At 62.4% G+C, this 24,825-nt stretch carries 21 protein-coding genes; 17 read left to right on the forward strand and 4 right to left on the reverse strand.

The features are described from left to right. The first annotated feature begins 29 nt into the window (after positions 1 to 29). The 3 genes from LG324_RS03035 to LG324_RS03045 all read left to right on the forward strand — a co-directional run bounded on the left by LG324_RS03035 (position 30) and on the right by LG324_RS03045 (position 3,993). Positions 30 to 1,661, forward strand: a complete 1,632-nt coding sequence (locus LG324_RS03035; RefSeq protein WP_226283153.1) for an NAD(P)/FAD-dependent oxidoreductase — start codon at positions 30 to 32, stop codon at positions 1,659 to 1,661. Further along, positions 1,658 to 3,061 (forward strand): glutamine synthetase family protein, encoded by a 1,404-nt coding sequence (locus LG324_RS03040; protein WP_226283155.1) that lies wholly within the window; start codon positions 1,658 to 1,660, stop codon positions 3,059 to 3,061. The genes LG324_RS03035 and LG324_RS03040 overlap by 4 nt, the downstream gene beginning before the upstream one ends. A 164-nt stretch (positions 3,062 to 3,225) precedes the next feature. After that, entirely contained in the window at positions 3,226 to 3,993 is a 768-nt protein-coding gene (locus LG324_RS03045) for an alpha/beta hydrolase (RefSeq protein ID WP_192912054.1), read from the forward strand. 462 nt (positions 3,994 to 4,455) lie between these two features. Here the strand turns inward: LG324_RS03045 and LG324_RS03050 are convergent, their stop codons facing one another. Both LG324_RS03050 and LG324_RS03055 read right to left on the reverse strand, forming a co-directional pair. Further along, positions 4,456 to 5,166 carry an HAD family phosphatase gene (locus LG324_RS03050; protein WP_192912055.1) on the reverse strand — a complete coding sequence of 237 codons (711 nt, stop codon included), beginning with the start codon at positions 5,164 to 5,166 and terminating at the stop codon, positions 4,456 to 4,458. Continuing rightward, the gene (locus tag LG324_RS03055) at positions 5,166 to 5,573 is read right to left on the reverse strand and encodes a hypothetical protein (protein WP_192912056.1); all 408 of its coding nucleotides are present in this window, start codon (positions 5,571 to 5,573) and stop codon (positions 5,166 to 5,168) included. Before LG324_RS03055 ends, LG324_RS03050 begins: the two co-directional genes overlap by 1 nt. 519 nt (positions 5,574 to 6,092) lie before the next feature. Here LG324_RS03055 and LG324_RS03060 point away from each other — a divergent pair. Continuing rightward, the gene (locus tag LG324_RS03060) at positions 6,093 to 6,983 is read left to right on the forward strand and encodes a choline kinase family protein (RefSeq protein WP_226283157.1); all 891 of its coding nucleotides are present in this window, start codon (positions 6,093 to 6,095) and stop codon (positions 6,981 to 6,983) included. Here the strand turns inward: LG324_RS03060 and LG324_RS03065 are convergent. Continuing rightward, positions 6,901 to 7,983 (reverse strand): IS110 family transposase, encoded by a 1,083-nt coding sequence (locus tag LG324_RS03065; protein ID WP_404351695.1) that lies wholly within the window; start codon positions 7,981 to 7,983, stop codon positions 6,901 to 6,903. The two genes, LG324_RS03060 and LG324_RS03065, sit on opposite strands and share 83 nt — an antisense overlap. A 493-nt stretch (positions 7,984 to 8,476) precedes the next feature. Here LG324_RS03065 and LG324_RS03070 point away from each other — a divergent pair, with 493 nt between their 5' ends. The 3 genes from LG324_RS03070 to LG324_RS03080 all read left to right on the forward strand — a co-directional run bounded on the left by LG324_RS03070 (position 8,477) and on the right by LG324_RS03080 (position 13,361). After that, positions 8,477 to 10,933 (forward strand): FAD-dependent oxidoreductase, encoded by a 2,457-nt coding sequence (locus tag LG324_RS03070; RefSeq protein ID WP_192912057.1) that lies wholly within the window; start codon positions 8,477 to 8,479, stop codon positions 10,931 to 10,933. 643 nt (positions 10,934 to 11,576) lie between these two features. Next, positions 11,577 to 11,795 carry an NUDIX domain-containing protein gene (locus LG324_RS03075; RefSeq protein ID WP_226283274.1) on the forward strand — a complete coding sequence of 73 codons (219 nt, stop codon included), beginning with the start codon at positions 11,577 to 11,579 and terminating at the stop codon, positions 11,793 to 11,795. 349 nt (positions 11,796 to 12,144) lie between these two features. Further along, positions 12,145 to 13,361 (forward strand): IS3 family transposase gene (locus LG324_RS03080; protein ID WP_191281029.1). Its coding sequence is split into 2 segments (ribosomal slippage): positions 12,145 to 12,429 and positions 12,432 to 13,361, totalling 1,215 coding nucleotides; the frame shifts between segments, so codons are not numbered across the junction. A 412-nt stretch (positions 13,362 to 13,773) separates the two neighbouring features. On the opposite strand, the gene LG324_RS03085 is transcribed toward LG324_RS03080, so the two are convergent. After that, positions 13,774 to 14,856, reverse strand: coding sequence for an IS110 family transposase (locus LG324_RS03085; protein ID WP_192912052.1), 1,083 nt, complete (start codon positions 14,854 to 14,856; stop codon positions 13,774 to 13,776). A gap of 246 nt (positions 14,857 to 15,102) precedes the next feature. Between LG324_RS03085 and LG324_RS03090 the strand changes: the two genes are divergently transcribed. The 10 genes from LG324_RS03090 (at position 15,103) to LG324_RS03135 (ending at position 24,820) form a co-directional block, all read left to right on the forward strand. Then, a complete protein-coding gene (locus LG324_RS03090) occupies positions 15,103 to 16,656 on the forward strand; it encodes a class I adenylate-forming enzyme family protein (protein ID WP_404351698.1) in 1,554 nt (517 codons plus the stop codon). 74 nt (positions 16,657 to 16,730) lie between these two features. Then, on the forward strand, positions 16,731 to 17,162 hold the full coding sequence (locus LG324_RS03095; RefSeq protein ID WP_404351700.1) for a hypothetical protein: 432 nt from the start codon (positions 16,731 to 16,733) through the stop codon (positions 17,160 to 17,162). Positions 17,163 to 17,385: 223 nt separating this feature from the next. Further along, a complete protein-coding gene (locus LG324_RS03100) occupies positions 17,386 to 18,273 on the forward strand; it encodes an extracellular solute-binding protein (RefSeq protein ID WP_404351702.1) in 888 nt (295 codons plus the stop codon). Between the two features lie 124 nt (positions 18,274 to 18,397). Continuing rightward, positions 18,398 to 19,129 carry an ABC transporter permease gene (locus LG324_RS03105; RefSeq protein ID WP_404351704.1) on the forward strand — a complete coding sequence of 244 codons (732 nt, stop codon included), beginning with the start codon at positions 18,398 to 18,400 and terminating at the stop codon, positions 19,127 to 19,129. Then, positions 19,126 to 19,941 carry an ABC transporter permease gene (locus LG324_RS03110; RefSeq protein ID WP_404351706.1) on the forward strand — a complete coding sequence of 272 codons (816 nt, stop codon included), beginning with the start codon at positions 19,126 to 19,128 and terminating at the stop codon, positions 19,939 to 19,941. The genes LG324_RS03105 and LG324_RS03110 overlap by 4 nt, the downstream gene beginning before the upstream one ends. Before the next feature lie 89 nt (positions 19,942 to 20,030). After that, a complete protein-coding gene (locus tag LG324_RS03115) occupies positions 20,031 to 21,104 on the forward strand; it encodes an ABC transporter ATP-binding protein (protein ID WP_404351708.1) in 1,074 nt (357 codons plus the stop codon). 128 nt (positions 21,105 to 21,232) lie between these two features. Continuing rightward, on the forward strand, positions 21,233 to 22,159 hold the full coding sequence (locus tag LG324_RS03120) for a LysR family transcriptional regulator (protein ID WP_048696987.1): 927 nt from the start codon (positions 21,233 to 21,235) through the stop codon (positions 22,157 to 22,159). Positions 22,160 to 22,320: 161 nt separating this feature from the next. Then, entirely contained in the window at positions 22,321 to 23,775 is a 1,455-nt protein-coding gene (locus tag LG324_RS03125) for an NAD(P)/FAD-dependent oxidoreductase (RefSeq protein ID WP_083433649.1), read from the forward strand. Continuing rightward, entirely contained in the window at positions 23,768 to 24,556 is a 789-nt protein-coding gene (locus LG324_RS03130; RefSeq protein WP_083433650.1) for an FAD-dependent oxidoreductase, read from the forward strand. Before LG324_RS03125 ends, LG324_RS03130 begins: the two co-directional genes overlap by 8 nt. Positions 24,557 to 24,586: 30 nt before the next feature. Then, entirely contained in the window at positions 24,587 to 24,820 is a 234-nt protein-coding gene (locus tag LG324_RS03135; protein WP_048696996.1) for a hypothetical protein, read from the forward strand. Positions 24,821 to 24,825: the final 5 nt, after the last annotated feature.

The raw sequence follows: 24,825 nt of genomic DNA on the forward strand, positions 1-24,825 counted from the left end.
GCAAGCCACGTCACTCGAAAGGACCCATGATGGAACCGACGAGGCAACTCGATGTCGTGGTCGTGGGTGCAGGATTCTCGGGGCTGTACATGCTGCACCGGCTACGTGCGCTCGGTATGAGCGTCCAGGTTATCGAACGTGCGCACGACGTTGGGGGGACCTGGTATTGGAATCGATACCCCGGTGCCCGTTGCGACATCGAGAGCATTGACTACTGCTACTCCTTTGACGACGAACTTGTTCAGGAGTGGCGTTGGAGCGAGCGGTACGCTGCCCAACCCGAAATTCTCAGCTACCTCGAGCACGTCGCGGACAGGTTCGACCTACGCCGACAGATCTCTTTCAACACCAGTGTCGTGTCGACTACATGGGATGAGGCGCAACGTGCGTGGCTCGTCACCTGCGACAACGCCGAGACACTGGTAGCGACCTACGTCGTCATGGCGACCGGCAACCTGTCGTCCGTCAAGCAGCCACAGGTTCTGGGGCTCGAAGAGTTCGCGGGGGAGTGGTTCCACACCGGCCGCTGGCCGCACCGGCCGGTGGACTTGACCGGAAAGCGGGTCGCCGTCGTAGGAACGGGTTCGTCGGGGATCCAGACCATCCCCCAGGTCGCCAAGGACGCCGACCAGTTGTACGTTCTCCAACGGACACCGAATTACAGCATGCCGGCGCACAACCGTTCACTGCGAGACGATGAGTGGCGTGAACTGACTGCGGACTGGCGTGAACGGCGCACCGTTTGCGAACTCTCCGAGAGCGGCGTGCCGGTGGACTCGCCAGACAGGTCCACGGCGCAGGCCACCCCCGAGGAGCGCCGGCAGCGGTTTGAGGAGGGCTGGCAGCGGGGAGGTATCAGCGCACTGTCCTCGGGTTTCACTGACTTCTTCACCAGTGAGGAGGCGAACAAAGTCGCGCAGGACTTCGCTCGGGCGAAGATCCGCTCAGTAGTCCGCAATCAGGACGTGGCGACACTCCTGTGTCCCAGCCACCACATCGGCACGAAGCGCACCTGTACCGACATCGGATACTTCGAGGCCTACAACCGCGACAATGTCGAACTTGTGGACATCCGCTCCAACCCGTTGGTCAAGATCACCACGTCGGGCATCCAGCTTCGTGACCGACAGATCGACGTCGACACCATCATCTTCGCGATCGGCTTCGACGCCATCACCGGCGCGCTGACGGAAATCGAGATTCGCGGCGTCGGGGGCCACCTCCTCACAGACAAGTGGGCCCACGGGCCGCGCACCTACCTCGGCATCCAGACCGCCGGATTCCCCAACTTGTTCATGATCACTGGCCCGGGCAGCCCCTCAGTCCTGAGCAACATGGTGGTGTCCATCGAGCAGCACGTGGACTGGATCACGGACTGCCTAAACCACTTGAGCCAGAACGGCATCAACCGCATCGAAGCGTCGGTGGACGCTGAGGACCAATGGGTGCAGCACGTCGCCGAACTCGCGGCCGACACCCTCTACCCCGAAGCCAACTCGTGGTACGTCGGAGCGAACATCCCCGGCAAGCCACGCACATTCATGCCGTACGTTGCCGGCTGCGGCCGGTACCGGCGCGAGGCCGAGGACGTCGCTGCCCGCGGCTACGCCGGCTTCATGTTAGGCGCCTCCAGTGCTGCCAAGAAGGAAGTCGACGCGTGATCAACCTCCAAGAAGAGTTGCAGAAGGACCCCGACCTGATCGCCTGCCTCGAGCGGCACGGAGTCCGCACCGTCATCGTGGGCGGATGCGACACCCATGGCGTAATGCGCGGCAAGCGAATGCCGACCGGTCAATTGTCCCGCATGCTTGAGCACGGTATGCCGCTCTGTGATGTTTTTTGGGTGATGCACGTCGACGAGTCCGGCCTTGTCGCCAAGCCAGAGGGAATCAACGGGTACTTCCCGACTGAGCGGCTTGGCTACCCCGACATCTTCGCCAAGATCGATCCGGCGACCTTGCGCCTAGTTCCCTGGCACGAGGACACGGCACTGCTCCTCGCTGACTGGCATCTGCCCCACGATGGTGGGCACGTCCCGATCTCGCCCCGGAGCGTGTTACAGCGTGTCGTCGAACGCACTCGCTCGATGGGATTTGAGCCAATGAGCGCGTTGGAGCTGGAGTTCTACCTGCTCAAGGAGAAAGTTGGCACTAAACATCTCAAACGTGCTGACGAACTAGTTCCTTTGCAGGAGGCGCCCAGCACCTACGGCGTCGTCCTGGGATCTCACCAGGAGACGATCGGCGCCATCATCCGCGATCGCATGCTCGAGTACGGGCTGCCGATCGAGGCGTGCAACCCCGAGACGGGTCCGGGACAGTTCGAAATCACCCTGCAGTACGACAAGAGCCTGAAGTCCGCCGACGATGCCTTTCTCTTTAAGTCCGCAGTCAAAGAGGTCGCTGCCCGGCACGAGCTCCTAGCCACCTTTATGGCAAAGCCCAACGGCGCCTGGGCGGGCAACAGCTGTCATATCCACGTCAGCCTGCGAGACAAGGAAGACGCCGGGGCCTTCTTTGCCCCGGGTCAGACCCACCAGATCTCTGAGACTATGCGGCACTTCGCTGGGGGTGTCCTCAGCACGATGGCGGAGTTCACGGCATTGATGGCGCCCACGCCGAACTCGTACCGCCGCTATGTCCCCTATTCCTGGGCGGGTACTACCGCCACGTGGGGCATCGATAATCGCTCCGCTGGCTTGCGGGCGATCTGCGAAGGCGAGAACGGCACCCGGCTTGAGCACCGTCAGCCGGGAGCTGACGCCAACCCCTACATCGCCACGGCTGCCCTTCTGGCCGGCGGGCTCCATGGGGTGCACAACAAGCTGGAGCCACCAGGACTGACCAGCATGGACATCTACGCGCTGCCAGCCGAGCAGGTGCCGTTGCTGCCCACCAGCTTGGCGGAAGCCCTGGACCTTCTGGAGGCGAGCGCCGTCGCTCGCGAGTGGCTGGGCGAGGAATTTGTTGATCACTTCCTCGCCATGAAGCGTGCGGAACTGAAGGCCCAGTCAATCGCTGTCACCGACTGGGAAGTGGCCCGCTACCTCGAGGCGCTGTAGTGCCGACAATACCCGGCCGTGAAGCCGCTGCGGCTCTTGATGAGGCAGCCAACCGCGCCCGGCCGAGCCTGCATCTGATGTCGCCGGCGCGGGCCCGCGATTGCTATGAGCGAGAAAGCTTGCGAACCGGCGGAGCACCGCTACCGGTGTCTGTGGTTCGGGACATGGCGGTCAATTCGCGCGTGCAAGCGCGGCTCTACCGACCGACGGAGGGCACCCTGCCCGTCGTGTTGTTCTTTCACGGGGGAGGTTGGGTGGTCGGCAGCATCAACACCCACGACCACATGTGTCGTGAGTTGGCTCAAAGAAGCGGATGCGCCGTGCTCAACGTCGGCTACCGGCTCGCACCCGAGCAGCCCTTCCCAGCAGCCGTCGACGACGCCGAGGCAGCGCTGTCATGGGTCCGAGGGCATGGCGCGGAACATGACCTTGACGTCGACCGCCTGGCTGTGGCGGGCGACAGCGCCGGCGGGAACGTCGCCGCTGCGTTGACCATCCGGGCACGCATGATGGGCGTACCGCTCCGTCTGCAACTGCTGTTCTATCCCGTCACAACCACCGACCTCGGCGTCGGCATCGACCCGCAGTACGAGGGCCTCGTCTTGTCCCGTGATGAGTTGGTGTCGCATCAGGACCACTACCTGCCGAACGCCACCGACCGACACAGCGCGGAAAGCTCACCCCTTGACTGCGCCGACCTGCGAGGACTCCCGGAAGCTGTCGTCGTCGTTGCCGAATGCGACCCAATTGCGCCGCAGGGTCTGCGCTACGCCGAGGCACTTCGTGTAGCGGACGTGCCAGTGACCGTGCACCTGCACCGCGGCAGCACTCACGGGTTCGCTCAGTTCCCAGGCGCTTTCGAGAAAGCGAGGACTGCGCTAGGGCAAGCAGCCGATGCCCTCCAACGGGCGTTTCTTGACGAGCGAGCGTGAACAATCTGCGAAGGTGCGACGCCGCAGCGGTCCTCGACGAAGCGTCGGGATGAAAAGAAGTCAACGCCCACCAAACGGTGCTCGAGAGGTAGTTCGCATCGGCGTATGAAGGACGAGATCGCCGACTCCGGAACTGAGCACCGAGTTTTTGCCGCAACGTGTCGACTGGAAGCAGATCAATACCCGTCTCGGCGCCGTCGTTAGATCCGAAGCAGCGTCCCCTCAGTCGCTGTGCTGACAGCGCCCCCGGGCGGCATCAGTTCTGCCTGTGTGTTGAGCTTCCCCGAGTAGATAACAACGGGCGTCGACAACAATCGAGGCGGAGGCGATCAACCTGCGGCCGCGAGCAGACGGAGGGTTATCCACCTACGAGACGATAGACAGGCTCTGAACGCACGTGCCCGTTGCAGCTGGCCGACCACTCTAGTAGCAGCTCAAACGAGTCGCTTCTTCTTCGTCCGCTCACACATCGAGCAGGTCGGCGCTCAGGCGATGGGTGGTCGCGACGCCTTGAGCAAGCACATGAGGACGAGGGTTGTCTCCGGTGACGGCAACGCACCGCATTCCGGCGGCAAGCGCGCCTTGGATACCCGGGACGGAGTCCTCGAAAACAAGAACGTCTTGGGGTTCGACACCCAGCAGCGCCGCACCCTTAAGAAACCCCTCGGGGTCAGGTTTGCCGTGCTCGACGTCTTCGACCGTGACGAATAAGTCGATGTGCTCGCCGGTCGAACAGTTGTTCAAGACCGCAAGGACGTCGTCACGTTGCGCGCCTGTCACGATCGCCATAGGAACCTCAAGGCGCGCCAGGTGTGCCACCAGTTCCGCAGCCGAATCAGTGATCGGAGAACGTTCTGCTACCAGCTGCTTGTAGCGGTCTCCGTGCCTAGCCAGCAGCTCGTCAACCAGGACCGAGTCGCCGCCGCCATGCGTGCGAACCGCGATTTCAACGATTTCTCGGTCGCTGTGTCCGAGTAGCCGCTCGGTGTATTCCTCCGGAGTCATTTGCCACCCGAGGTACTTGTGGAAGAGATCGGTGAAGCTGTTCAGCAGTATGGACTCGTCGTCAGAAAGGGTGCCGTTGAAGTCGAAGATGACAGCACGGTTTGTTCGTCTGCTCCAGTCGTTGATTAGTTTTTCCACCGATGGGTGGCTGGGGTCGGTAGTTGGCATCACAGCACCGGCCTTACGTAGGGCACCGAGATGTCGCCGTCGATGAGGAAGCTCCCGGTCGGCATGAAGGATGGGCCGTCGTTGGCCAAGAGTGCGTAGGGGCCGAGGTCGAGAGTCGAGACGTCCTCGAGCGGGACGCAGCGGGCGGTGCCGAAAGCGATACCGACGCTGCCGCCGTGGCGAGGTGCTGTCTGGGAAAGGTTGTCTACCTTGTCCTTCTTCGTGCCGTTCGAGGGCGCGAACCACTTCCGTACTTCATCGGCAGCAGCCGCCTTGCGAGCCGCAGGGGCTAGATCGCCACTAATGACCGCAGCTCTTCTCTTGGCTATGGGGCCGCCGCTGGCGAGTCCCGGGCCGATGGCGGGGCCGGCCTCAAGGGCGACGCGATCCTGCAGTCGGGTGATCATGGTGGCTGCTCCTCGTTTGCGATGAAGATGTTCATGTCGTCGAGAGGCATCGAAGTCGATGCGCCGTTCAGTCAATAGTCTAGTCTTTTGCGAGCATGTCAACCATTGCCGCTCCGCAGGTGGCGCTACCCGTGGACGAGTGCTGCGCGGCACAGGTAGGTGTGGACCGACCCAGAGGATGCTGTCGCGTCAGCGCTGACGTTGCTGTGGTCAGCGCCGCGGGGGTGGAGAGGTTGCGCCCAGCACCACCTCGAGGAGCACCGTAGGAAACGTTCCGGGCATACGTTGGGCACGATCTACTCCGTGGCATTGACCTCGGTACGTCCGGCCTCGGCGCGGCGCTGACCAGCGGTCTGGGTCTGCATCCGACCGCAAGTTGCTTCACCGGCGTGCCGGGCGAGGCGCGTCCTGGCGAACAATGGGTCTAGACCTTTCGACCTAGCGGCCCGTAGTGTCGTGCGCGTCAGATACTGAGCCCTTCTGACCATTCGCTGATCTGCTTAGCAATCGAGGAGTCCGATGTCGGCCGCCTTTCTTCAGGACGACCAGCTCGAATCGTTGTTTGACCAGATCCCGGCGCTTGCTGGCCGCCCGCGCTTCATCACCGAACTCTCAGGTGGACTCACGAACCGCAACTTGAAAGTGACTACGCCCGATGGGCGCTTCGTCGCGCGCTGCTCGGGTCTGGGCGGGGACGCTCTCGATATCGACCGTGATGTGGAATACCACAACTCTTGTGCTGCCGAGAAGGCGGGTGTTGGGGCTCCAGTCGTCGCATACCGCCCCGACCTCGGCGTGTTGGTCATCGAGTTCCTCGACGGCAGAACTCTCAGTCGGGAGACCATTAGAGACCAGGGCGTCATCGAGCGGATAGCGCTCTCGTGTCGCCAACTGCATGCGGGCCCGGCATTCCAAGGGACCTTCAACATGTTCGAGCGTCGGCAAGGCTACCTTCGAACAGTCCAGAGAAACGGGTTCCGACTCCCTCCGGGGTATCTCGACCACGCCGAAGCCCTTGGCCGCATCCAGAAGGCCCTCGCGGTGCGCGACGTCGGGACAGTTCCTTGCAACAACGATCTGCTCGCGGAGAACTTCGTCGACGATGGCGAGAAGGTTTGGCTCATCGACTACGAGTATTCGGGCAACAACGACGCCGCGTTCGAGCTTGGCAACATCTGGGGGGAGTGTCATCTTGACCTCGACCAGCTCGACGCACTGGTGACGGCCTACTACGGGCGCCACCGCCGGTCGAAGATCGCGCGGGCACGACTCCAGGGGATCGTCGGCCAGTATGGCTGGACCTTGTGGGGGATGCTTCTATGTCGTGTCAAGCAGCTGGCGCGAGCACTTCTGGTCCTGGGTGGGTCGCGGCGAGGGTGCGGAAGATCTGCCGTCCGACGTAGCGCTTGAGGCAGCGTCGGATTTCCTTGCTGGTCTTGCCCTCGGCCAGGCGCCGTTGGACGTAGGCCCGGGTGTCTGGGTCAGTTCGCATGCGGGTCAGCACGATGGTGTTCAGTGCCCGGTTGAGCCGGTGGTCGCCGCCGCGGTTGAGGCGGTGACGCACGGTGTTGCCGGACGAGGCGGGGATTGGTGCAGTGCCGGCGATCGCGGCGAAGGCCGCTTCGCTACGGATGCGTCCAGGGTGGGACCAGACGGTCAGGATGATGGCTGCGGTGACGGCGCCTACGCCGCGCAATTCGAGGAGCTCGGGCGCCTCGGCGGTGACGATCTCGGTCAGTCGCTGACGGTTCTCGAACAGCTCCTCATCGAGCACGAGCACGCGCTTGGCCAGTCGGACTGCCTCAGCGCGGGCGGTCGCCGTCCCGATCCCTTCCTCGCGACGTCGCCATCCAGCGATGGTGGTGACCTGCTGGGAAGTCAGAGACTTTCGGGCATCGACGCCGAGGTCGTGACTGCGCAGCATCGAGGTCAGTGCGTTGATGCACCTGGTCCGCTCGACGTTGAGGTGCTCACGGGCGACGGTGAGGACCCGCAGCGCGGTGTGCGCTTGACCGGCGCGGCGATCACGTAGCGAGGCCAGCGGCATGACCAAGCTGGCACGGGCAGCGAGGACAGCGTCAAGAGCGTCGGTCTTCCCGCGGCCACGTTCGCGCCGAGGGGTTGGTGCTTCGACCACGCGGTAGCCCGCATCAGACAGGACGTCGCTGAGAACAGCCCCGTAGGAGCCAGTTCCTTCGGCGGCGATCAGCACCGAGTCGAGATCACCTTGGGTGCGGCGACCGATCCAGTCCCTCGCGCGACGCAGCCCGGCCGGGGAGGTCGGGAAGGTGGCTTGGTCGAGCAGTGCCCCGCGGTCATCGACGACGGCGTAGCTGTGGGTTGCGGCGTGGGTGTCGACCCCTACGACGTAGCGGTAGGTCTCAGCCACCGTGACCGGCAGACTGGGCATGCGATGTTCTCCTCACTTGTTCGGGTTGGACGTCGTTGCCGGCGTCAGCCCGGGTGAGAAGTCACGACGAGGCGGGCCTGTAATGAGTCACACCACCGGGACGGCAATCCCGTTGGTGGACATGCTTCTGATCAAGCCATCGTTGTGGGCCAGGGTCGGCGCCGGCACCCAGCGCACGCTGGACAGATCCCAGGCATGACACCCCCAAGGGGGGTCAGGCGATTCAGGAGTCACAACGCGCACCGGGTGACCGACGCCAACCCTGCCAGCCAGCCCCAGGCCAGCCGAGACGAAGACTTACAGGCGATTCAGAATGCGGTCAGCCCAGTCGAGTACGACTTTTGGGAGTGGACCATGGGGCGATTCGACATGGCCGTCCGCGAATGCAGGGACCCGACTTCGAATCACTTCTTCACGACGTGCAGCTCGCAGACTGAACGCGACGTGGGCCTGAGGCCGCAAGAACCGAACTCCACTGACAAAGGATGCAGAGATGTCGAACAACCTCCCCAGCCGTTCCCACGTCGTCATCATCGGTGGCGGCGTCATCGGCACCAGTGTGGCCTACCACCTGACCAAGCTCGGTTGGACCGATCTGGTTCTCCTCGAGCAGGGGCAACTGTCGTCCGGGACCACCTGGCACGCCGCCGGACTTGTAGGACAGCTCCGGGCCTCCGAGAGCGGTACGCGACTTGTCCAGTACTCAACCCAGCTATATGCCGAGCTGGAGTCCGAGACGGGGCTTTCTGCCGGGTACAAGCAGTGCGGCGGCGTGACTGTCGCGCGTACCGAGGACCGGATGACGCAACTGCGTCGCACGGCCGCCACGGCTGAGGCCTTCGACATGGAGTGCGTGCTACTAACCCCAGCCGAGGCGCAGGAGAAGTACCCGGTCATGCAGGTCGATGACCTGGTGGGGGCCATCTGGCTACCTGGGGACGGCAAGGCAAACCCCACCGATCTCACCTCATCGCTCGCGAAAGGCGCAAGGATGCAGGGTGCTCGCGTGTTCGAGCGGGTCAGGGCCACCGGCATCCTCTCGGACCGCGGCCGTGTCACTGGGGTCCAGACGGACGCGGGAACCATCGAGGCCGAAATTGTCATCAACTGTGCGGGCCAGTGGGCGAAGGCCGTTGGCGCCCTCGCGGGAGTCAACGTTCCCTTGCACTCGGCTGAGCACTTTTACGTGGTCACCGAGAGCCTCGAGGGTGTCCACACCGACTTGCCGGTGCTGCGTGATCCCGATGGATACACCTACTTCAAGGAAGAGGTCGGTGGCCTGGTCGTGGGCGGGTTCGAGCCCGAGGCCAAGCCCTGGGTTGCGCCCGACCGGCTGCCCTGCCCCTTCGAGTTCGCGCTTCTCGAAGAAGACTGGGACCACTTCTCGATTCTCATGGACAACGCATTGTTGCGAATCCCCGCCTTGAACGAGACCGGCATCCGGAAGTTCTACAACGGTCCGGAGAGCTTCACCCCCGACAACCAGTTCATCCTCGGCGAGGCGCCCGAGTTGCAGAACTTCTTCGTCGGCGCTGGTTTTAACTCGGTGGGTATCGCTTGCGCCGGGGGAGCTGGTCGCGCACTGGCGGAATGGATTGTGGGAGGGGAGCCTTCGAGCGACCTAACGACCGTCGACATCCGTCGGTTCGCCAAGTTCAACGGGAACGTCACCTGGCTCCACGACCGGGTTAGTGAGATTTTGGGTCTGCACTATGAGATCCCGTGGCCGAACCGTGAGATGCGCACCGCGCGGCCCTTTCGCCGCTCGCCCGTCCATCACCTGCTCGTCGAGGCCAACGCGAACTTCGGTAGCCGGATGGGCTGGGAGCGCGCGAACTTTTTCGCTCCGAAGGGGGCGAACGCAGGAATTGAATACTCGTGGGGCAAGCAGAACTGGTTGCCTTGGTCAGCCGCTGAGCAGCGCAACACCCGTGAAAACGTTACGGTCTTCGACCAGACCAGCTTCTCGAAGTACCTGCTGAAAGGCAGGGATGCTGAGGCGGCGCTGCAGTGGTTGTGCACCAATGACGTCGCTGTCGAGGTGGGTAGGGCGGTCTACACCGGTATGCTCAACAGCCGAGGCACCTACGAGTCCGATGTCACTGTCACCCGGGTGGCGCACGACGAATACCTCATCGTGTCTAGCGCAGCTACCACGGAGCGCGACAAAGACCACATCGGAAAGCACATCCCTACCGGGCTCGAGGCCACGCTATTCGACGCCACTTCTAGTTTGGCGGTGTTCGGCATCATGGGTCCTCGCGCGCGCGATTTGCTTGCCAAGGTAAGCCGGGCCGACCTCAGCGACGACGCCTTTCCGTTCGGAGCCAGTCGCGAGATCGACCTCGGCTACTCGACTGTCCGCGCAACCCGAATTACCTACGTGGGCGAGCTCGGCTGGGAACTGTATGTGCCGGTCGAGTTCGCAGTTGGGGTGTACGAACTGCTCTTTGAAGCCGGCGCTGAGTTCGACGTTGCGCGCGGTGGATACTACGCGATTGAGTCGATGCGCCTCGAGAAGGGCTATCGCGCATTCGGGCGTGAGCTCACCCCTGACCACAACCCTGTTGAGGCCGGCCTGCAGTTCGCTTGCAAGCTCAAGAGCAGCATCGATTTCCTGGGACGCGCCGCCGTGGAGAAGGTTCGGGCCCAGGGTCCAAGGCGCCGTCTTGTCGGACTGCAGGTCGACTCTCCTGAAGCCATGCTGTGGGGCGGCGAGCTCATCCTGCGTGACGGCGTCGCCGCTGGCCAGGTGACGTCCGCAGCTTGGGGCGAAGCTGCGGGCGCCTGCGTTGGCCTGGCTTACGTCTGGGACCCCGCGGGGAAACCCGTCGACATCTCCTGGCTCCGGGCGGGCAGTTACTCAGTGAACGTCGGCGGGGAGTTGTTCGCGATCACAATCGCCCTCAAGGCGCTGTACGACCCCACAAACGAACGCATTCGATCCTGACGGGTGCGCACTTCGGTCGTCGACCGGGAGCCACGGTTCGGCGGGGCACGTCATCGGACAGTCTTCGTCCTCGTTCCCGGGGAGGCTGCGCGTAGGTGCCGATTCTGCCGGCGTTTCCCTTCGCTCAGGGGCGTTCAGGTGAGCAGCTGGATGGGGTCGTTGAGTCCAACACCGTCTGAAGTCCAGGTAGCCCGGGTGGGCTCCTTTCGGCGACTCCCAGCTCGACGCCCGTGTGGAGCGCACCGGGACCGGGTCCGGTCAGTGGGTTCGGGCGTGTCTCCAAACGGCGAACGTGCACGCGGCCGTCCTGCGGATCGGCTTCGGAGTTCCAGCTGTTGTCCAGGTTAGCGTTCATGGTCGCTGGTGTTAGGGGCGTTGCAGACAACGCGGGGCGCCGAGGGATGCTAACGGATGGCGACAGGCGGGTCTCGGGGAGATTGGTCCCTCGGCATTGGTCTAGTGGTCACCGTCACGGTCACCGTCATCGAGTTCGCGTCCCCGCGGGGAAGGGCCAACAGTGACTGTCCGCCGACTGCGGCCAAACGTCGGCGTGCGTCGAGCTGTCCGCGTAGTTGTGGTGGACGAAGGCACGTGCTCGTTATCGGCGCTCGAGATGTGACCATGTGCCGGAGCTTGGCCGGTGGTGGGAACTGCCGGGCGGCGGCCTAAACGCAGGAGAGGGAGCGTCTTGTCGGCCGCGAGACGAGAACTTTGGGAAGAAACGGGACTGCGCCCATCACCGAGCAAAATGGCGGTACCCACGTGGCACCGTGCTTCGCCTACCCGTTCTATGGGGGATGGCGAGTACAGATGGAGTCGATTGTCACGATGGAAGTGCTGGATGTTCGACCGCCGTGTGTAGTCGCCCAACCCGACGCGTACGAACGCGCCGATCATGTGACGAGTCGCTGGGTGGACCCTGCCTGGGTGGAGGCAGCAGAGGCTCGGTTCTACCCTGGGACGCTGCCCCAATATCTGGGCCCCCATCTTGCAGGACAGCCGATTGTCGAGCCGTCCGAGTGGTGGCCGCCCGCCGACCCAGGGGTCTGAACCCGGGTCTAGGCTCGCGCGCTCGAGCCATGACCGAGGAATCGACCGCGGTAGCAAGCACCGGCCCGAGTGCTGCGCACAGGCTGGACGCCCGGGTCTGCTGCACGGATAGGTGACATCTGAATCTGCGTCGATGAGTCGGCGCTGGAAGGATGTGCACCATGCCGAAGGCGTTCCCCAAGGAGTTCCGCGAGGACGTGATCCGGGTCTACAAGGACTCGGATGCCTCGATGGCCCAGGTCGCGAAGGACTTCGGCATCTCGCCGTCGTGCCTGAAACGGTGGCTGTCGATCGACGAACGGAACTCGTCCCGATCATCAAGCCGCGCCACCCCCGCGGCTGAGTCTGATGCGCTGCGTGAAGCGAACAAGCGGATCAAGCTCCTCGAGCAGGAGAACGAGGTCCTGCGTCGCGCTGCTGCGTATCTGTCGCAGGCCAACGTGCCGGGAAAATGATGTACCCGCTCGTCCGCGAGCTGGCCGCCAAGGACGCCCCGGTGCGGGTGCCCGTCGCGGTGACGTGCCGGGTGCTCGACATCGCACGCCAGCCCTACTACCGCTGGCTGAAGTGCCCGATCACCGACGCCGAACTGAGGGCGGCTTACCGCGCCAACGCTCTGTTCGACGCTCACCGCGACGACCCTGAGTTCGGCTACCGTTTCCTGGTCGATGAGGCCAATGAGGCCGGCGAGCCGATGGCCGAGCGGACGGCCTGGAGGATCTGCTCTGAGCTGGGTTGGTGGTCCTCGCACGGCAAGAAGCGCGGCAGCAACGGCAAGAAGCCAGGGCCGCCGGTCCACGACGACCTGTGCGCCGTCATCGACAGGCACGGGGTGACCCGGCACGAGTTCATAGCCAACAGCCCGAACGAGCTCTGGCTCAGCGACATCACCGAACACTGGACCGGCGAAGGCAAGCTCTATGTCTGCGCGATCAAGGACGTCTACTCCAACCGGATCGTCGGCTACTCCATCGACTCACGGATGAAGTCGTCGCTGGCGGTCGCGGCGCTGAACAATGCCGTTGCTCGCCGCCGCATCGAAGGTGGTGATGTGGCTGGCTGTGTGGTTCACACCGACCGCGGGTCGCAGTTCCGAAGCAGGAAGTTTGTCCACGCGATCAACCGTCACTCGATGGTTGGCTCGATGGGCCGGGTCGGTGCGGCTGGCGACAACGCGGCCATGGAGTCGTTCTTCGCGTTGCTGCAGAAGAACGTCCTCAACCGGCGAGCGTGGGCGACGCGCGAGGAGCTGCGGATCGCGATCGTGACTTGGATCGAGAGGACCTACCACCGACGCCGTCGACAGGCCTCTCTTGGACGGTTGACCCCGGTCGAGTACGAGTTGATCATGAATCCGGCCGTGATCAAGGCGGCCTAACCGAAACTGTCACCCGTTCGTGCAGCAGACCCAGGAGCCGGGTAAGTGTTCCCGGCGCAGGAAGAGACGATGAACGGTTCGCCGCTTCTCGGAAGACCCCCGGGGCCACGGCTCCAGCATCAATGGTCGATCCCTGCAAGACGTCCCTTGACATCAGACGAAGCGTCTGCGCTACTTATGCCACCCGTTGTACAACAGGCGCAACATCAGCGAACGGTAGGTGACACACTCGTGACTTCGCACAGCAGGGGCGCTGGCGGATCGGCCGAGGGAGTGGAGCGCTCGGAGGCGTTCTCATGGCCAACCAGCGTGACTGGCAACGCCTGGAGCGTGATGCCAGCCGCACCCATCGTGGAGACGCTGGTTCCGGTGCTGCTAGAGAAACCACACGCCGTGATGCTTCTATGTCGTGTCAAGCAGCTGGCGCGAGCACTTCTGGTCCTGGGTGGGTCGCGGCGAGGGTGCGGAAGATCTGCCGTCCGACGTAGCGCTTGAGGCAGCGTCGGATTTCCTTGCTGGTCTTGCCCTCGGCCAGGCGCCGTTGGACGTAGGCCCGGGTGTCTGGGTCAGTTCGCATGCGGGTCAGCACGATGGTGTTCAGTGCCCGGTTGAGCCGGCGGTCGCCGCCGCGGTTGAGGCGGTGACGCACGGTGTTGCCGGACGAGGCGGGGATTGGTGCAGTGCCGGCGATCGCGGCGAAGGCCGCTTCGCTACGGATGCGTCCAGGGTGGGACCAGACGGTCAGGATGATGGCTGCGGTGACGGCGCCTACGCCGCGCAATTCGAGGAGCTCGGGCGCCTCGGCGGTGACGATCTCGGTCAGTCGCTGACGGTTCTCGAACAGCTCCTCATCGAGCACGAGCACGCGCTTGGCCAGTCGGACTGCCTCAGCGCGGGCGGTCGCCGTCCCGATCCCTTCCTCGCGACGTCGCCATCCAGCGATGGTGGTGACCTGCTGGGAAGTCAGAGACTTTCGGGCATCGACGCCGAGGTCGTGACTGCGCAGCATCGAGGTCAGTGCGTTGATGCACCTGGTCCGCTCGACGTTGAGGTGCTCACGGGCGACGGTGAGGACCCGCAGCGCGGTGTGCGCTTGACCGGCGCGGCGATCACGTAGCGAGGCCAGCGGCATGACCAAGCTGGCACGGGCAGCGAGGACAGCGTCAAGAGCGTCGGTCTTCCCGCGGCCACGTTCGCGCCGAGGGGTTGGTGCTTCGACCACGCGGTAGCCCGCATCAGACAGGACGTCGCTGAGAACAGCCCCGTAGGAGCCAGTTCCTTCGGCGGCGATCAGCACCGAGTCGAGATCACCTTGGGTGCGGCGACCGATCCAGTCCCTCGCGCGACGCAGCCCGGCCGGGGAGGTCGGGAAGGTGGCTTGGTCGAGCAGTGCCCCGCGGTCATCGACGACGGCGTAGCTGTGGGTTGCGGCGTGGGTGTCGACCCCTACGACGTAGCGGTAGGTCTCAGCCACCGTGACCGGCAGACTGGGCATGCGATGTTCTCCTCACTTGTTCGGGTTGGACGTCGTTGCCGGCGTCAGCCCGGGTGAGAAGTCACGACGAGGCGGGCCTGTAATGAGTCACACCACCGGGACGGCAATCCCGTTGGTGGACATGCTTCTGATCAAGCCATCGTTGTGGGCCAGGGTCGGCGCCGGCACCCAGCGCACGCTGGACAGATCCCAGGCATGACACCCCCAAGGGGGGTCAGGCGATTCAGGAGTCACAACGCGCACCGGGTGACCGACGCCAACCCTGCCAGCCAGCCCCAGGCCAGCCGAGACGAAGACTTACAGGTGATTCAGTTCGAGGACGGAGCCTCGCTAACAGCGGAGGCCCTGCTCGCGCGCGCGGAGCAGTTCGCCGCCTACGTGTCCAAGCGTGTTCCTCGCGGAACTCCTATCGCTGTGGCCATGGGTAACCGTGCCGAATTCTTTATCATATGGCTCGCATTGCTTGGTACCGGCCATCCGATGGTGAACATGAATCCTGCGCTCACCCAAACGGAGGCGGAACACATGCTACGGGACTCTAGAAGTGCGTGGGTTTTAGCCGAGCAGCAAACGTCTCAACTCTTCCGCTCCGCCCAGACCAAGTGTCCCGATCTATCGGAAGTGCTAATCCTCGGCGAACAGGAACCTGACGGATTGCTTGCCTTTTGCGACGAAGACGATTCGTTTGATCTACTTTCCGCGCCTCCCTCAATTCATGACACGACCTTCATCACTTATACGTCGGGCACCACTGGGATGCCTAAGGGTTGCGCCCACCTGCAAGGCGAAACTTGCAGATACGTTGACGTGGTTGGGCGACTCTACGACCTGCGGTCAACAGACAGCTTCCTCAACCCTCTCCAATTCTTCTACGGGGACTCGATCTGGCTGTTCGCCCTTTCGTTGAAACTTGGTGCGCCATTCGTCTCAATGCGGAAGTTCAGCGTCAATCGATTTTGGTCCGTAGTTCAGCAGTTTGAAACTACCGTGCTGCTGGGTATTGGAGCCATCCCGAATCTTTTGCTGAAACGCGAGCCCACCACCGACGAACAGAATCACACGATGCGAATGGCGCTGCAAATCGGAGTTCCACCGCGACACCACCGGGAACTGGTCGAGAGATTCGGATTCCCGTGGTACGACGTTTACGGATTGTCAGAGACTGGACTGAATCTCGCAATGCCCCCCCATCTTGCTGACTCTTACATAGGCACGGGGGCGATTGGGCTGCCTGTCCCGGAGGTGGACGTCGAGATCGTGGATCGAGCGGGGTTGCCACTAACGGGCGAGACCATTGGGGAACTAGCGGTCTCCGGGCCATTCATGATGGCGGGTTACCTGAATAACCCGCAGGAGACTGCGAATGTCACCCTGGGCCGGTTTCTTAGAACCGGGGACGAGATAAGCCGCGACGCGGACGGCATGCACTTCTTCAGGGGACGGCTCAAAGAGGTCATACGGCGGGGTGGCGAAAACATCGCGCCGTTCGAGGTGGAGGCCGTAATACGTTCGCACCCAGCAGTGCACGATGTAGCGGTTGTTCCCGTCCCCGATGATCTTCGTGGTGAAGAGGGGAAAGCTTATGTGGAGTTCACCGGCGTTGAGCGCGTCGACTTCTCAGAATTGGTGAATTTCTGTACGGAACGGCTCGCACCTCACAAGATCCCGCGCTATTACGAGCTTCGGGACCGGCCGTTCCCTCGAACGCCGTCTCAACGAATCAGGAAGGCCCAGTTGAAGGTCGCGGGCGTTCACGCCCTTGATGACGTCTGGGATCGAACCGAAATGAGGGTTCAATGAACAGCCAAGAAGTTGTTGCGTTTGAGAACTTGCCAAGCCTGGTTGGTCGGAGATTTGCGTCAGATAGTTTTCGAGTGACCCAGCAGGAGGTCGATACATTCGAAGACATCACTGGGGTGACGACGACGTACGAGGATAGTCTCGCGGCTGACTACCCCGAAGGAATGATCGAAGGCTTCCACTCCTTGGCCCTACTCGACTACCTCGTTCACGGTCTTGTGCGGCCCGACCCAGTCACTTGCTTTACCTTCAACTATGGCGTGGACCGCGTCCGTTTCACGGCCCCACTTCACACGACGGACGAACTATACTTCACGATGGAGATCCGGGCGGCAGAGTCCAGAGGTAAGGGCTACCTGATGAGGTACCACTGTGTGATTGGAGCCGTTGGGCAAGAACGACCTGGGATGGTTGCCGAGTGGCTCGGCCTCGTACTCCCGCGTACCACGACTGAATTCAGGAACAAGGACCGCAGCAGCAATCCAATCACTTTTCGGAAGGTTTAGGATATGAGCAATTTGGGGAGACGACGCGGCTTGACGTTCGTCGGTGCGGTGGCGCTTATCGCGGCGGCCGGATGTGGTGGAGATCAATCCGAATCAATCAGTGCCTCCGACGTGGTTGAAGGGGCTCCGGTTGCTGGCACAGTGAAGCCGGGCTCGCTCGAGGGGGTCACGGTCAACTACACGTCTTGGGGGGGGCGAAATTCAAGAGGGGCAGATGGCGGGGGTGAAGGGCTTCGAGTCGGACTCCGGAGCCACGATCGTGGAGGATTCCCCGACGGATTATGCCAAGATCAAGGCACAGGTTGCGGCTGACCAGGGAACGTGGGATGTGGTGGATGTCGAGTCGACCTGGGCAGCAGCTAATTGCGGTTCGCTTCTTATGGAACTCGACGAGAAGATCATCGACCGGTCGGTGCTCCCTCCAGACAATCAAGGATCTGCATGCTCCGTGCCTGTCGTGGGAACCGGAAACATTTTCGCTTACGATGCTGACGAGTTCCCAGAGGCTCCGGATGATTGGCAAGACTTCTTTGACGTGGACCAGTTCCCGGGCAAGCGCGCCGTTTTCGCTGGGAACCCCGCGGCAGTACTCGAAGCAGCGCTCATGGCAGATGGCGTAGCGTCGGAAGAATTGTATCCCCTGGACGTCGATCGGGCCTTCGCTAAGTTGGACACCATCAAGGAAGATTTGGTGTTCTGGTCTACCGGGGCGCAAGCAACACAGATGGTTGAGTCTAGTCAGGCGGCGATGGGCATTTTCTGGTCCGGTCGCGTGTTGGGGGCTGTTGAGAACGGTGCCAACTGGGAGCCTGTTTATGATCGCCCGCTCGTGCAGTACGACGAGCTGGTCATCCCTAAGAGTGCGCCGAACCCAATTGCCGCCATGGCGCTGATCAACTACGCTCTAGGAGCTGAGCAGATGGAGATCGTCACACAGGAAACCAGCTACCCTGGGACCAACGTGAATTCGGATCCGAAGCTTGATCCTCTCGTCGCGAAGTATCAGGCCAGTCAAGCTCCGTACGTTGACCCTGTCACCGTTGATAGCGCATGGTGGGGCGATAACATTGGCAGCCTCACTGACCGGTGGACGACCTGGATCAATGGTTAGAAGCTCGTCCACGGCGGCGCGAGCGCTAAGACCCAGTGCGAGCCGACCGCGGTGGAGTCGAGCGCTGGTAGCCCCTGCGCTTCTTCTCATCGCGTTTGCGATTCTCTACCCTCTTGCCACCAGCGTGTGGCAGTCGATCACCTTGCGGGAGGAGGGGACGAACGCGTACGCATGGGTCTTCGGCAACTCGGTCTACTTAAAGATCATCTGGCGTACCATCACTACGGGTCTCTTTGTTGCGGCAATATGTCTTGCAGCGGGGTACCCGCTTGCTTATCTCATATCGAGCAGCGGGCCACGTGTTGCTGCGGTTCTTATGGTGTTCACGATCCTGCCCTTTTGGACGAGTTTACTGGTTCGGGTGTTTGCTTGGCTTATCCTGTTCCAGCCGCACGGGATTGCGGACAACGCGCTGGGCCTCTTCGGGTTCGACGGGGTGCTGTTGGGAACTCGTTGGGCGCCTACCATTGCAATGGCGCAGTTGTTGTTGCCATTCATGGTCCTACCGCTGGTTGCGAGCATGCGCGGCATAGACAAGGGGCTGGTGCGTGCGGCTGAAAGTTTAGGAGCGTCTCCCTTCAGGGCTTTTCGGTCCATATTTCTTCCCTTGTCTATGCCCGGGGTCGTCGCGGGTAGTCTCATCGTGTTTATTATGAGTCTGGGGTTTTATTTGGCACCCGCCCTTCTTGGATCGCCGTCGAGTTCGTTGCTTGCTCAAGCTATGTTTCAACAGGTGGGGTCGTTGCTGAACTTCGGACGCGGCGGGGCGTTGGCAACACTGCTACTGGTCGTCACTTTCGGTGTACTAGGCACCGCGCTTGCGGTTCGCAGAGTGTTGAGCGGGGGGCGACCATGACCGCCGTGCGCGCGCGACGCCTTCTTTTATGGCTCGCTGGTCTGCTCGTTTTGCTGTGGCTGACTCTGCCAACCCTCATCATCATTCCCGTCAGCTTCACGGATAAGGCGTCGTTCTTATTCCCTCCAAAGGGTTGGTCACTTCGCTGGTACCGAAACCTGTTCGAGGATCCAGCGTGGCGTGACGCTGCACTCAACTCGGTCTTGATCGCAGCGCTGTCAGCATTGATCGCCGTGGTTTTGGGCACAGCGGCCGCTGTAGGCCTCTTTCGATGGGGCAGGCTTCGTGGGAGGGAGCCCATCCGAGCAGCCTTGCTTACGCCCCTCATTATTCCGGAGATCGTGCTAGGTATAGGAATATATGCGGCGTTTTTGCGTCTCGGTCTCGTCGGGACGCTGCCTGGCTTTCTTTTAGCCCACTCCGCTTTGGGGATGCCTATGGTGGTAACTACGGTCCTCGCGAGTCTCGCCAGTTTCGACGAGAATCTCGAACGGGCGGCAGCTAGCCTTGGTGCCGGTCCGTGGTCGACCGCTCGGCTAGTTACCCTCCCGCTTGTTTCGCCTGGTCTGATAGCCGGGGCGCTGTTCGCCTTCATACTGTCGTTCGATAACGTTGTGATCTCGATTTTCCTCCAGACGCCAGCACTGACCACCTTGCCGGTTCTGATTTGGTCGTCGATGACTCGGGATACGGATCCAACTGTCGCAGCGGCTGCCTCTCTTATTCTCCTTTTTACCGTTTCCGTCCTGGCCTTAGCGCTGTGGATCATGGGCCGTCGAACACAGCGCACGAAGAAGGGCATAATGTTATGACGAATTCCGCCCGTGCCACCGGGGCCCGCATCGACATTAGTCATCTCACTAAGACGTATGGATCACAACGTGCCGTGGATGATGTGTCGGTGTCTGTTGAGCCCGGTGAGTTCATGACGCTGCTCGGGCCTTCTGGCTCGGGGAAAACTACTACCTTGAACCTCATCGCTGGCTTCAATACGCCGGACGAAGGCAGTATCCACGTCAATGGTCGCGATGTTGGGCACCTCCCACCTCATAAGCGAAATTTGGGGGTGGTCTTCCAGAACTACGCTTTATTTCCCCACTTGAGCGTTAGCGATAATGTGGCGTTCCCGCTAAAGCAGCGTCGGGTTAGCTCATCAGAGCGGAAAAAGCAGGTTGCGCAGGCGTTGGAAACGGTGCACTTGCATGGAATGGCTGACCGGCGACCAAGTCAGCTTTCAGGTGGGCAACAGCAGCGTGTAGCCCTGGCACGGTCTATCGTTTTCAAACCCTCCGTGCTACTGATGGACGAACCATTGGGCGCGCTGGATCGCAAACTTCGAGACAGCATGCAATTAGAGGTGCGCCGGATCCATCGTGAGGTTGGAAGCACTGTTATCTTCGTGACCCACGATCAGGAAGAGGCACTGGCTCTTTCCGATCGCATTGCGGTTTTTCGTGACGGCAGAATCGAACAGATCGGCACCGGTAGGGAGTTGTATGAATCTCCGGCTTCCATCTTTATCGCAACGTTCCTCGGGGAGTCCACGTTGATTGCGGGGAAGGTAAGAAGCGATGGTCGGGGTTCTTTCGTCGAAGGTGCGGCGAAGGTCCGCGTGAACGGCTCTTTGCCTGATGGGTCAGCAGGTGTCGTTATGGTGCGGCCGGAGCGGCTCCGACTGGAAGCTGCGGGAGCGGTCTCGGCCACCGCGGAGCAAAACGCAGTCGAGGTTACGGTACTGAACGAGATGTACTTGGGTTCCTCGCGCAGGCTTGGCGTCCGATTGCCTGACGGGACCACTGGCCTGGTCAGGGAGCCAGCTAGTACGGCCTCTGCAGTTCGCGCCGGAGACCGTGCCGTTCTTCGATGGCCTGTGAATGACGGCGTCCTCCTAGTTGCAGACCCTGCGGCGGAAGCGGTCAGCGCATCGCCCGCCTTCCAGGAAGGGCACGTGGCCCCGGGACGGTCGGCCGGTTAGTGCCAACCGGGGCCACGGCCTTCCGGTGGCCCGGGGTCTGCCTTGGGGTGCCGTGACAGCCTGGGAGGTCAAGACCCTGCCCCCGCCGAGCGGTTGGGCTAGAACGATGCGTCACAAGGGGATACGAAGTGCCGTCACTGCAGGATGTCTGGAACGTCACTCGTCTGAGGTTGCTTGTAGAGCTGGAGAAGTGCAGCAGCTTGTCGCAGGCGGCCGAGGCGGTTGGTGTCAGCCAACCTAGCGCCAGCGAGCATATTCGCTTGTTGAACGCTGCCGCGGGAGAACCGATTGTTGAGCGCTACGGACGGTCGCTACGGCTCACCCACGCGGGTCGCGTGTTAGCCGTCTACGCCTCCCAAGCACTCTCGAACCTCACTGCCGGCGAGTCCGCCCTTGCCGCCCGCGCGGGACTGCGCACCGGCACGCTCGAGCTCGGCGCGTCTTCGGTGCCTGGAACTTATTTGGTTCCAGACATCATCGAGCAGTTCCAGCAGGAATGTCCCGATGTCAACGTGCACGTGTCGGTGGGATCGACCGCAGAAGTTCGTCAATGGCTAAGTTCGGGTCGAGTCACGTGCGCTGTCACGTGTGGTGATATGCGCGACGAGCGCCTGACAGTGACCGCCCTTGGCCCTGATGAGATCGTCGGTGTAGCCAGACCCCGCTTCCTTGACCTGTCCTCGGACGGCTATGTGGACGCCGCCGCCCTCGATGATTTCACGCTTCTGGTTCAAGAAACGGGCTCAAGCACCCGCGAGTACGCCTTGGGACTTTTGTCCGGCACTGACTACTCGTTCCGCAACGTATGGGAACTGGGTTCGGTGGACGCGGTCAAGCGGGCGGCGCGTCGAGGCCGTGGAGTCGGCTTCCTGTCCACTCACACCATTGCGGACGAGCAACGGCGGGGGGAGGTCGTCGCTTTCCGGGTGACGGATTTGCCTTCGCCAGCGCGGCGAGTGTGTTGGGTCCGGCTGACGCGGGCGTCTGTCAGTCCCGCCGAAACGTACTTCGAGTCGATGCTGCGGTCGCACCTCTCCCGCGCGGGTGGGGTGTAGTCGTTAACCGGACGTATCGGGTAATCCGATACATAGCCGGCTGGAACTCCCATCTGCCGATGTGGCAGGCGCGAGTGCCGAGGATTCATTGACTCGACTTATAGTCCGCTCCTATCGTTCAACGATCGTTAGTTGATCCCAGACGACTTTAGGAGCGGCGGATGCAATCAAGCGGCCTCCCACTTGTGGAGACTCCAGATGTCCTGATCGTGGGGGCGGGTGTCATTGGTACGTCGATTGCTATGGCCCTCTCCCATCTTGACGTGGACGTTGCGGTCGTTGAGCGGCGACACGACGTCGGCGAGGAGACGTCCCGCGCCAACAGCGGTATCGCTAATTGCGGCTGGTCTCTTGCGCCGGGCAGCCTTGAGGCGCAGTTGGTTTGTGCCTCGAGTCCGCGGTGGGAGGACATTGCCTCGAGGCTAGGTGTCACGTTTCGCCGGGTGGGCCTGACCCTTTTGGCCTTCTCGGAGGAGGAGGCATCCGGGATCTCGGCGTTGTGCGAACGAGCCACGGAGAACGGCGTCACAGTCCGAGAGGTGCGCGGTGATGAACTCGCTGAAGTTGCTCCGCACGCCTCTGGTCGGGCGGTAGCCGGCATCTATGTCCCCGATGAGGGGGTCGTCGACTCAGTGCGGTTGCCAGTCGCATTCGCCGAGCTCGCCTCCGTTAACGGGGTGCGCTTCTATCTGGGGGAGTCGGTGGTCTCAGCCTCTTTAGGCAATGGACAGGTCGAAGAGGTGCTGACGACAAAACGTCGCTTCCGGCCGCGGTTTGTCGTGAACGCCGCTGGCCTGGGGGCGGACTTCGTTTCGAAGTCTCTAGGCGGCGACGAATTCTCCATCACTCCGCGCCGAGGGCAGTGGGTTCTGCTCGATAGGGAGTTCGGGAAACGAGTTCCGTCGATCCTCACCGGAATGCCGGGGAAGCTCGGTCACGGTCCGATGGTTATCCCGACCGCCCACGGGTCGGTGCTCATCGGTCCGGACGCAGAGGACCTCGAAGACAAGACAGATAAGTCTACGACCGGAGCAGGTCTTGACGACGTGGTGGATCGGTGTCGTGTCTTGATGCCGGACATTGACACGAAGTTCGCTATCAAGACCTTCGCGGGTCTGCGACCCCACAGCGACAAGACGTACCGCGTCGGCTGGTCTGAGACTGCAGGGAACCTCCTCCAAGCCGCGGGCATTCGCTCGACAGGGGTCTCCTCATCGCTGGCGATGGGAGACCACATCCGTGATTTGCTCGTCGGAGCGGGGCTCAGCGATCGGCTGGACGCGGGAGCTCGTAACGACCTCGAGTACACGCCGCCGCTATGGGCGGACGGCGACTACGCGCGGGTTGCTAAGGACCCGTTGGGCCGCACGGTGGTGTGTGCCTGCGAGAAGGTCACCGCTGCCGACATCCATCAAGCCCTGCGGGAGCCGTTGCCGGCGACATCCATCGGGGGAGTGGCCAGACGGACCCATGCGACGTGGGGGCGTTGCCAAGGTTCGGCGTGCCTGTCCGGAGTCTCGTTCATCACCTCGCTCTATACCCCAGGAGAGGCGTGGGAAACGCCGATGCATGAGCCGGGATCAACGCTTGGCGCGGGGGTGACGACCGGTGAGTGACGTGGTCGTTGCGGGTGCTGGACGTACCGGCATCTTGGTGTCGCGGATGCTCGCGGAGCGTGGAATCGGTGTAACGCTCGTCGAGCGATTGCCGGCTCCGGGGGGCCAGGAGCCGGAGACCGATGCCGCTCAGCTTGCTCGGGCCGCGTCGCGCGCCGGCGTGCGGATGATGCTTGGCACTCTCGCGGCCGAGTTCCGCCAGGGTCAGGTCCATACCCTGGGGGTAGAGGGTGCAGTCACGCTGTCGGCCGATGCACTCGTCGTGGCTACGGGATCTCGGCCGCAAACGCGTGCCGAGCTTGGCATCGCAGGGGAGCGCGGTGCCGGGGTCATGCCCGGGTCCGCGACCCGGCACCTCCTGGACTCGGGTGTGCTTTTGGGCCGTCACCCGCTGGTGATCGGAGACGGTCATTTGGCTGAGGAGCTCTGCTCGGCCTTAGGCTCTGCCGGCGCCATCACGGTGACGTCGGTTCGAGCCGGGTCGGACGGGGTTGATCCATGGCCTGGCACGAACACCTTCACCGATGCCCGGGTTCTGAGCGTGCACGGTTTTCCCCGGGTGAACCGGGCAGTGGTGTCCCAGGGCGATCGCCTGACCCATGTGCACGCGGACGCGGTGATCTTGGCTGCCAGTCGGGTTGCGATGCGCAACATCGAGGGGGCTGTCTTCGGAGGACCCCACGTCGTCGAATGCTTCAGCCTCGCCGAACCCAAGACGTTCGACAACGCCGAAGCAGCGGCGATGCAAGCCTGCGAACAAACCATGCTCACGTTGCGCTGACCGTCAAAAACGCCTGATCAGGAGACCCCAATGCAAGTGCTTTCACCAGTTGGAGAGTTCAAAGTCGCCGTCGACGGCGTACGTATCCGTGACGGCCGGCTGGTTGTTCACATGTCCATGGGCGCCTGGCGCTCCGAGGCCACGCTCGAGCGTGGTGACCTGCCCTACGTTGGTGTCGCCGCGAGCTTGCTCTTCGGCACGTTCTATATGGGTCGTCAGTCAGTAAAAATCGCCCTCAAGGCCCGAGAGTTGGGCTCACGATGACTGTG

The organism is Phycicoccus jejuensis, assembly GCF_044797865.1.
GTDB lineage: Bacteria > Actinomycetota > Actinomycetes > Actinomycetales > Dermatophilaceae > Phycicoccus > Phycicoccus jejuensis.

What these genes read in the sequence shown, in the direction of transcription:
- LG324_RS03035 (WP_226283153.1), top strand. Translation starts at nt 30, where the DNA reads ATGGAACCGACGAGGCAACTCGATGTCGTGGTCGTGGGTGCAGGATTC.
- LG324_RS03045 (WP_192912054.1), top strand. Translation starts at nt 3,226, where the DNA reads ATGGCGGTCAATTCGCGCGTGCAAGCGCGGCTCTACCGACCGACGGAG.
- LG324_RS03050 (WP_192912055.1), bottom strand. Translation starts at nt 5,166, where the DNA reads ATGCCAACTACCGACCCCAGCCACCCATCGGTGGAAAAACTAATCAAC.
- LG324_RS03055 (WP_192912056.1), bottom strand. Translation starts at nt 5,573, where the DNA reads ATGATCACCCGACTGCAGGATCGCGTCGCCCTTGAGGCCGGCCCCGCC.
- LG324_RS03060 (WP_226283157.1), top strand. Translation starts at nt 6,093, where the DNA reads ATGTCGGCCGCCTTTCTTCAGGACGACCAGCTCGAATCGTTGTTTGAC.
- LG324_RS03065 (WP_404351695.1), bottom strand. Translation starts at nt 7,983, where the DNA reads ATGCCCAGTCTGCCGGTCACGGTGGCTGAGACCTACCGCTACGTCGTA.
- LG324_RS03070 (WP_192912057.1), top strand. Translation starts at nt 8,477, where the DNA reads ATGTCGAACAACCTCCCCAGCCGTTCCCACGTCGTCATCATCGGTGGC.
- LG324_RS03085 (WP_192912052.1), bottom strand. Translation starts at nt 14,856, where the DNA reads ATGCCCAGTCTGCCGGTCACGGTGGCTGAGACCTACCGCTACGTCGTA.
- LG324_RS03110 (WP_404351706.1), top strand. Translation starts at nt 19,126, where the DNA reads ATGACCGCCGTGCGCGCGCGACGCCTTCTTTTATGGCTCGCTGGTCTG.
- LG324_RS03125 (WP_083433649.1), top strand. Translation starts at nt 22,321, where the DNA reads ATGCAATCAAGCGGCCTCCCACTTGTGGAGACTCCAGATGTCCTGATC.
- LG324_RS03135 (WP_048696996.1), top strand. Translation starts at nt 24,587, where the DNA reads ATGCAAGTGCTTTCACCAGTTGGAGAGTTCAAAGTCGCCGTCGACGGC.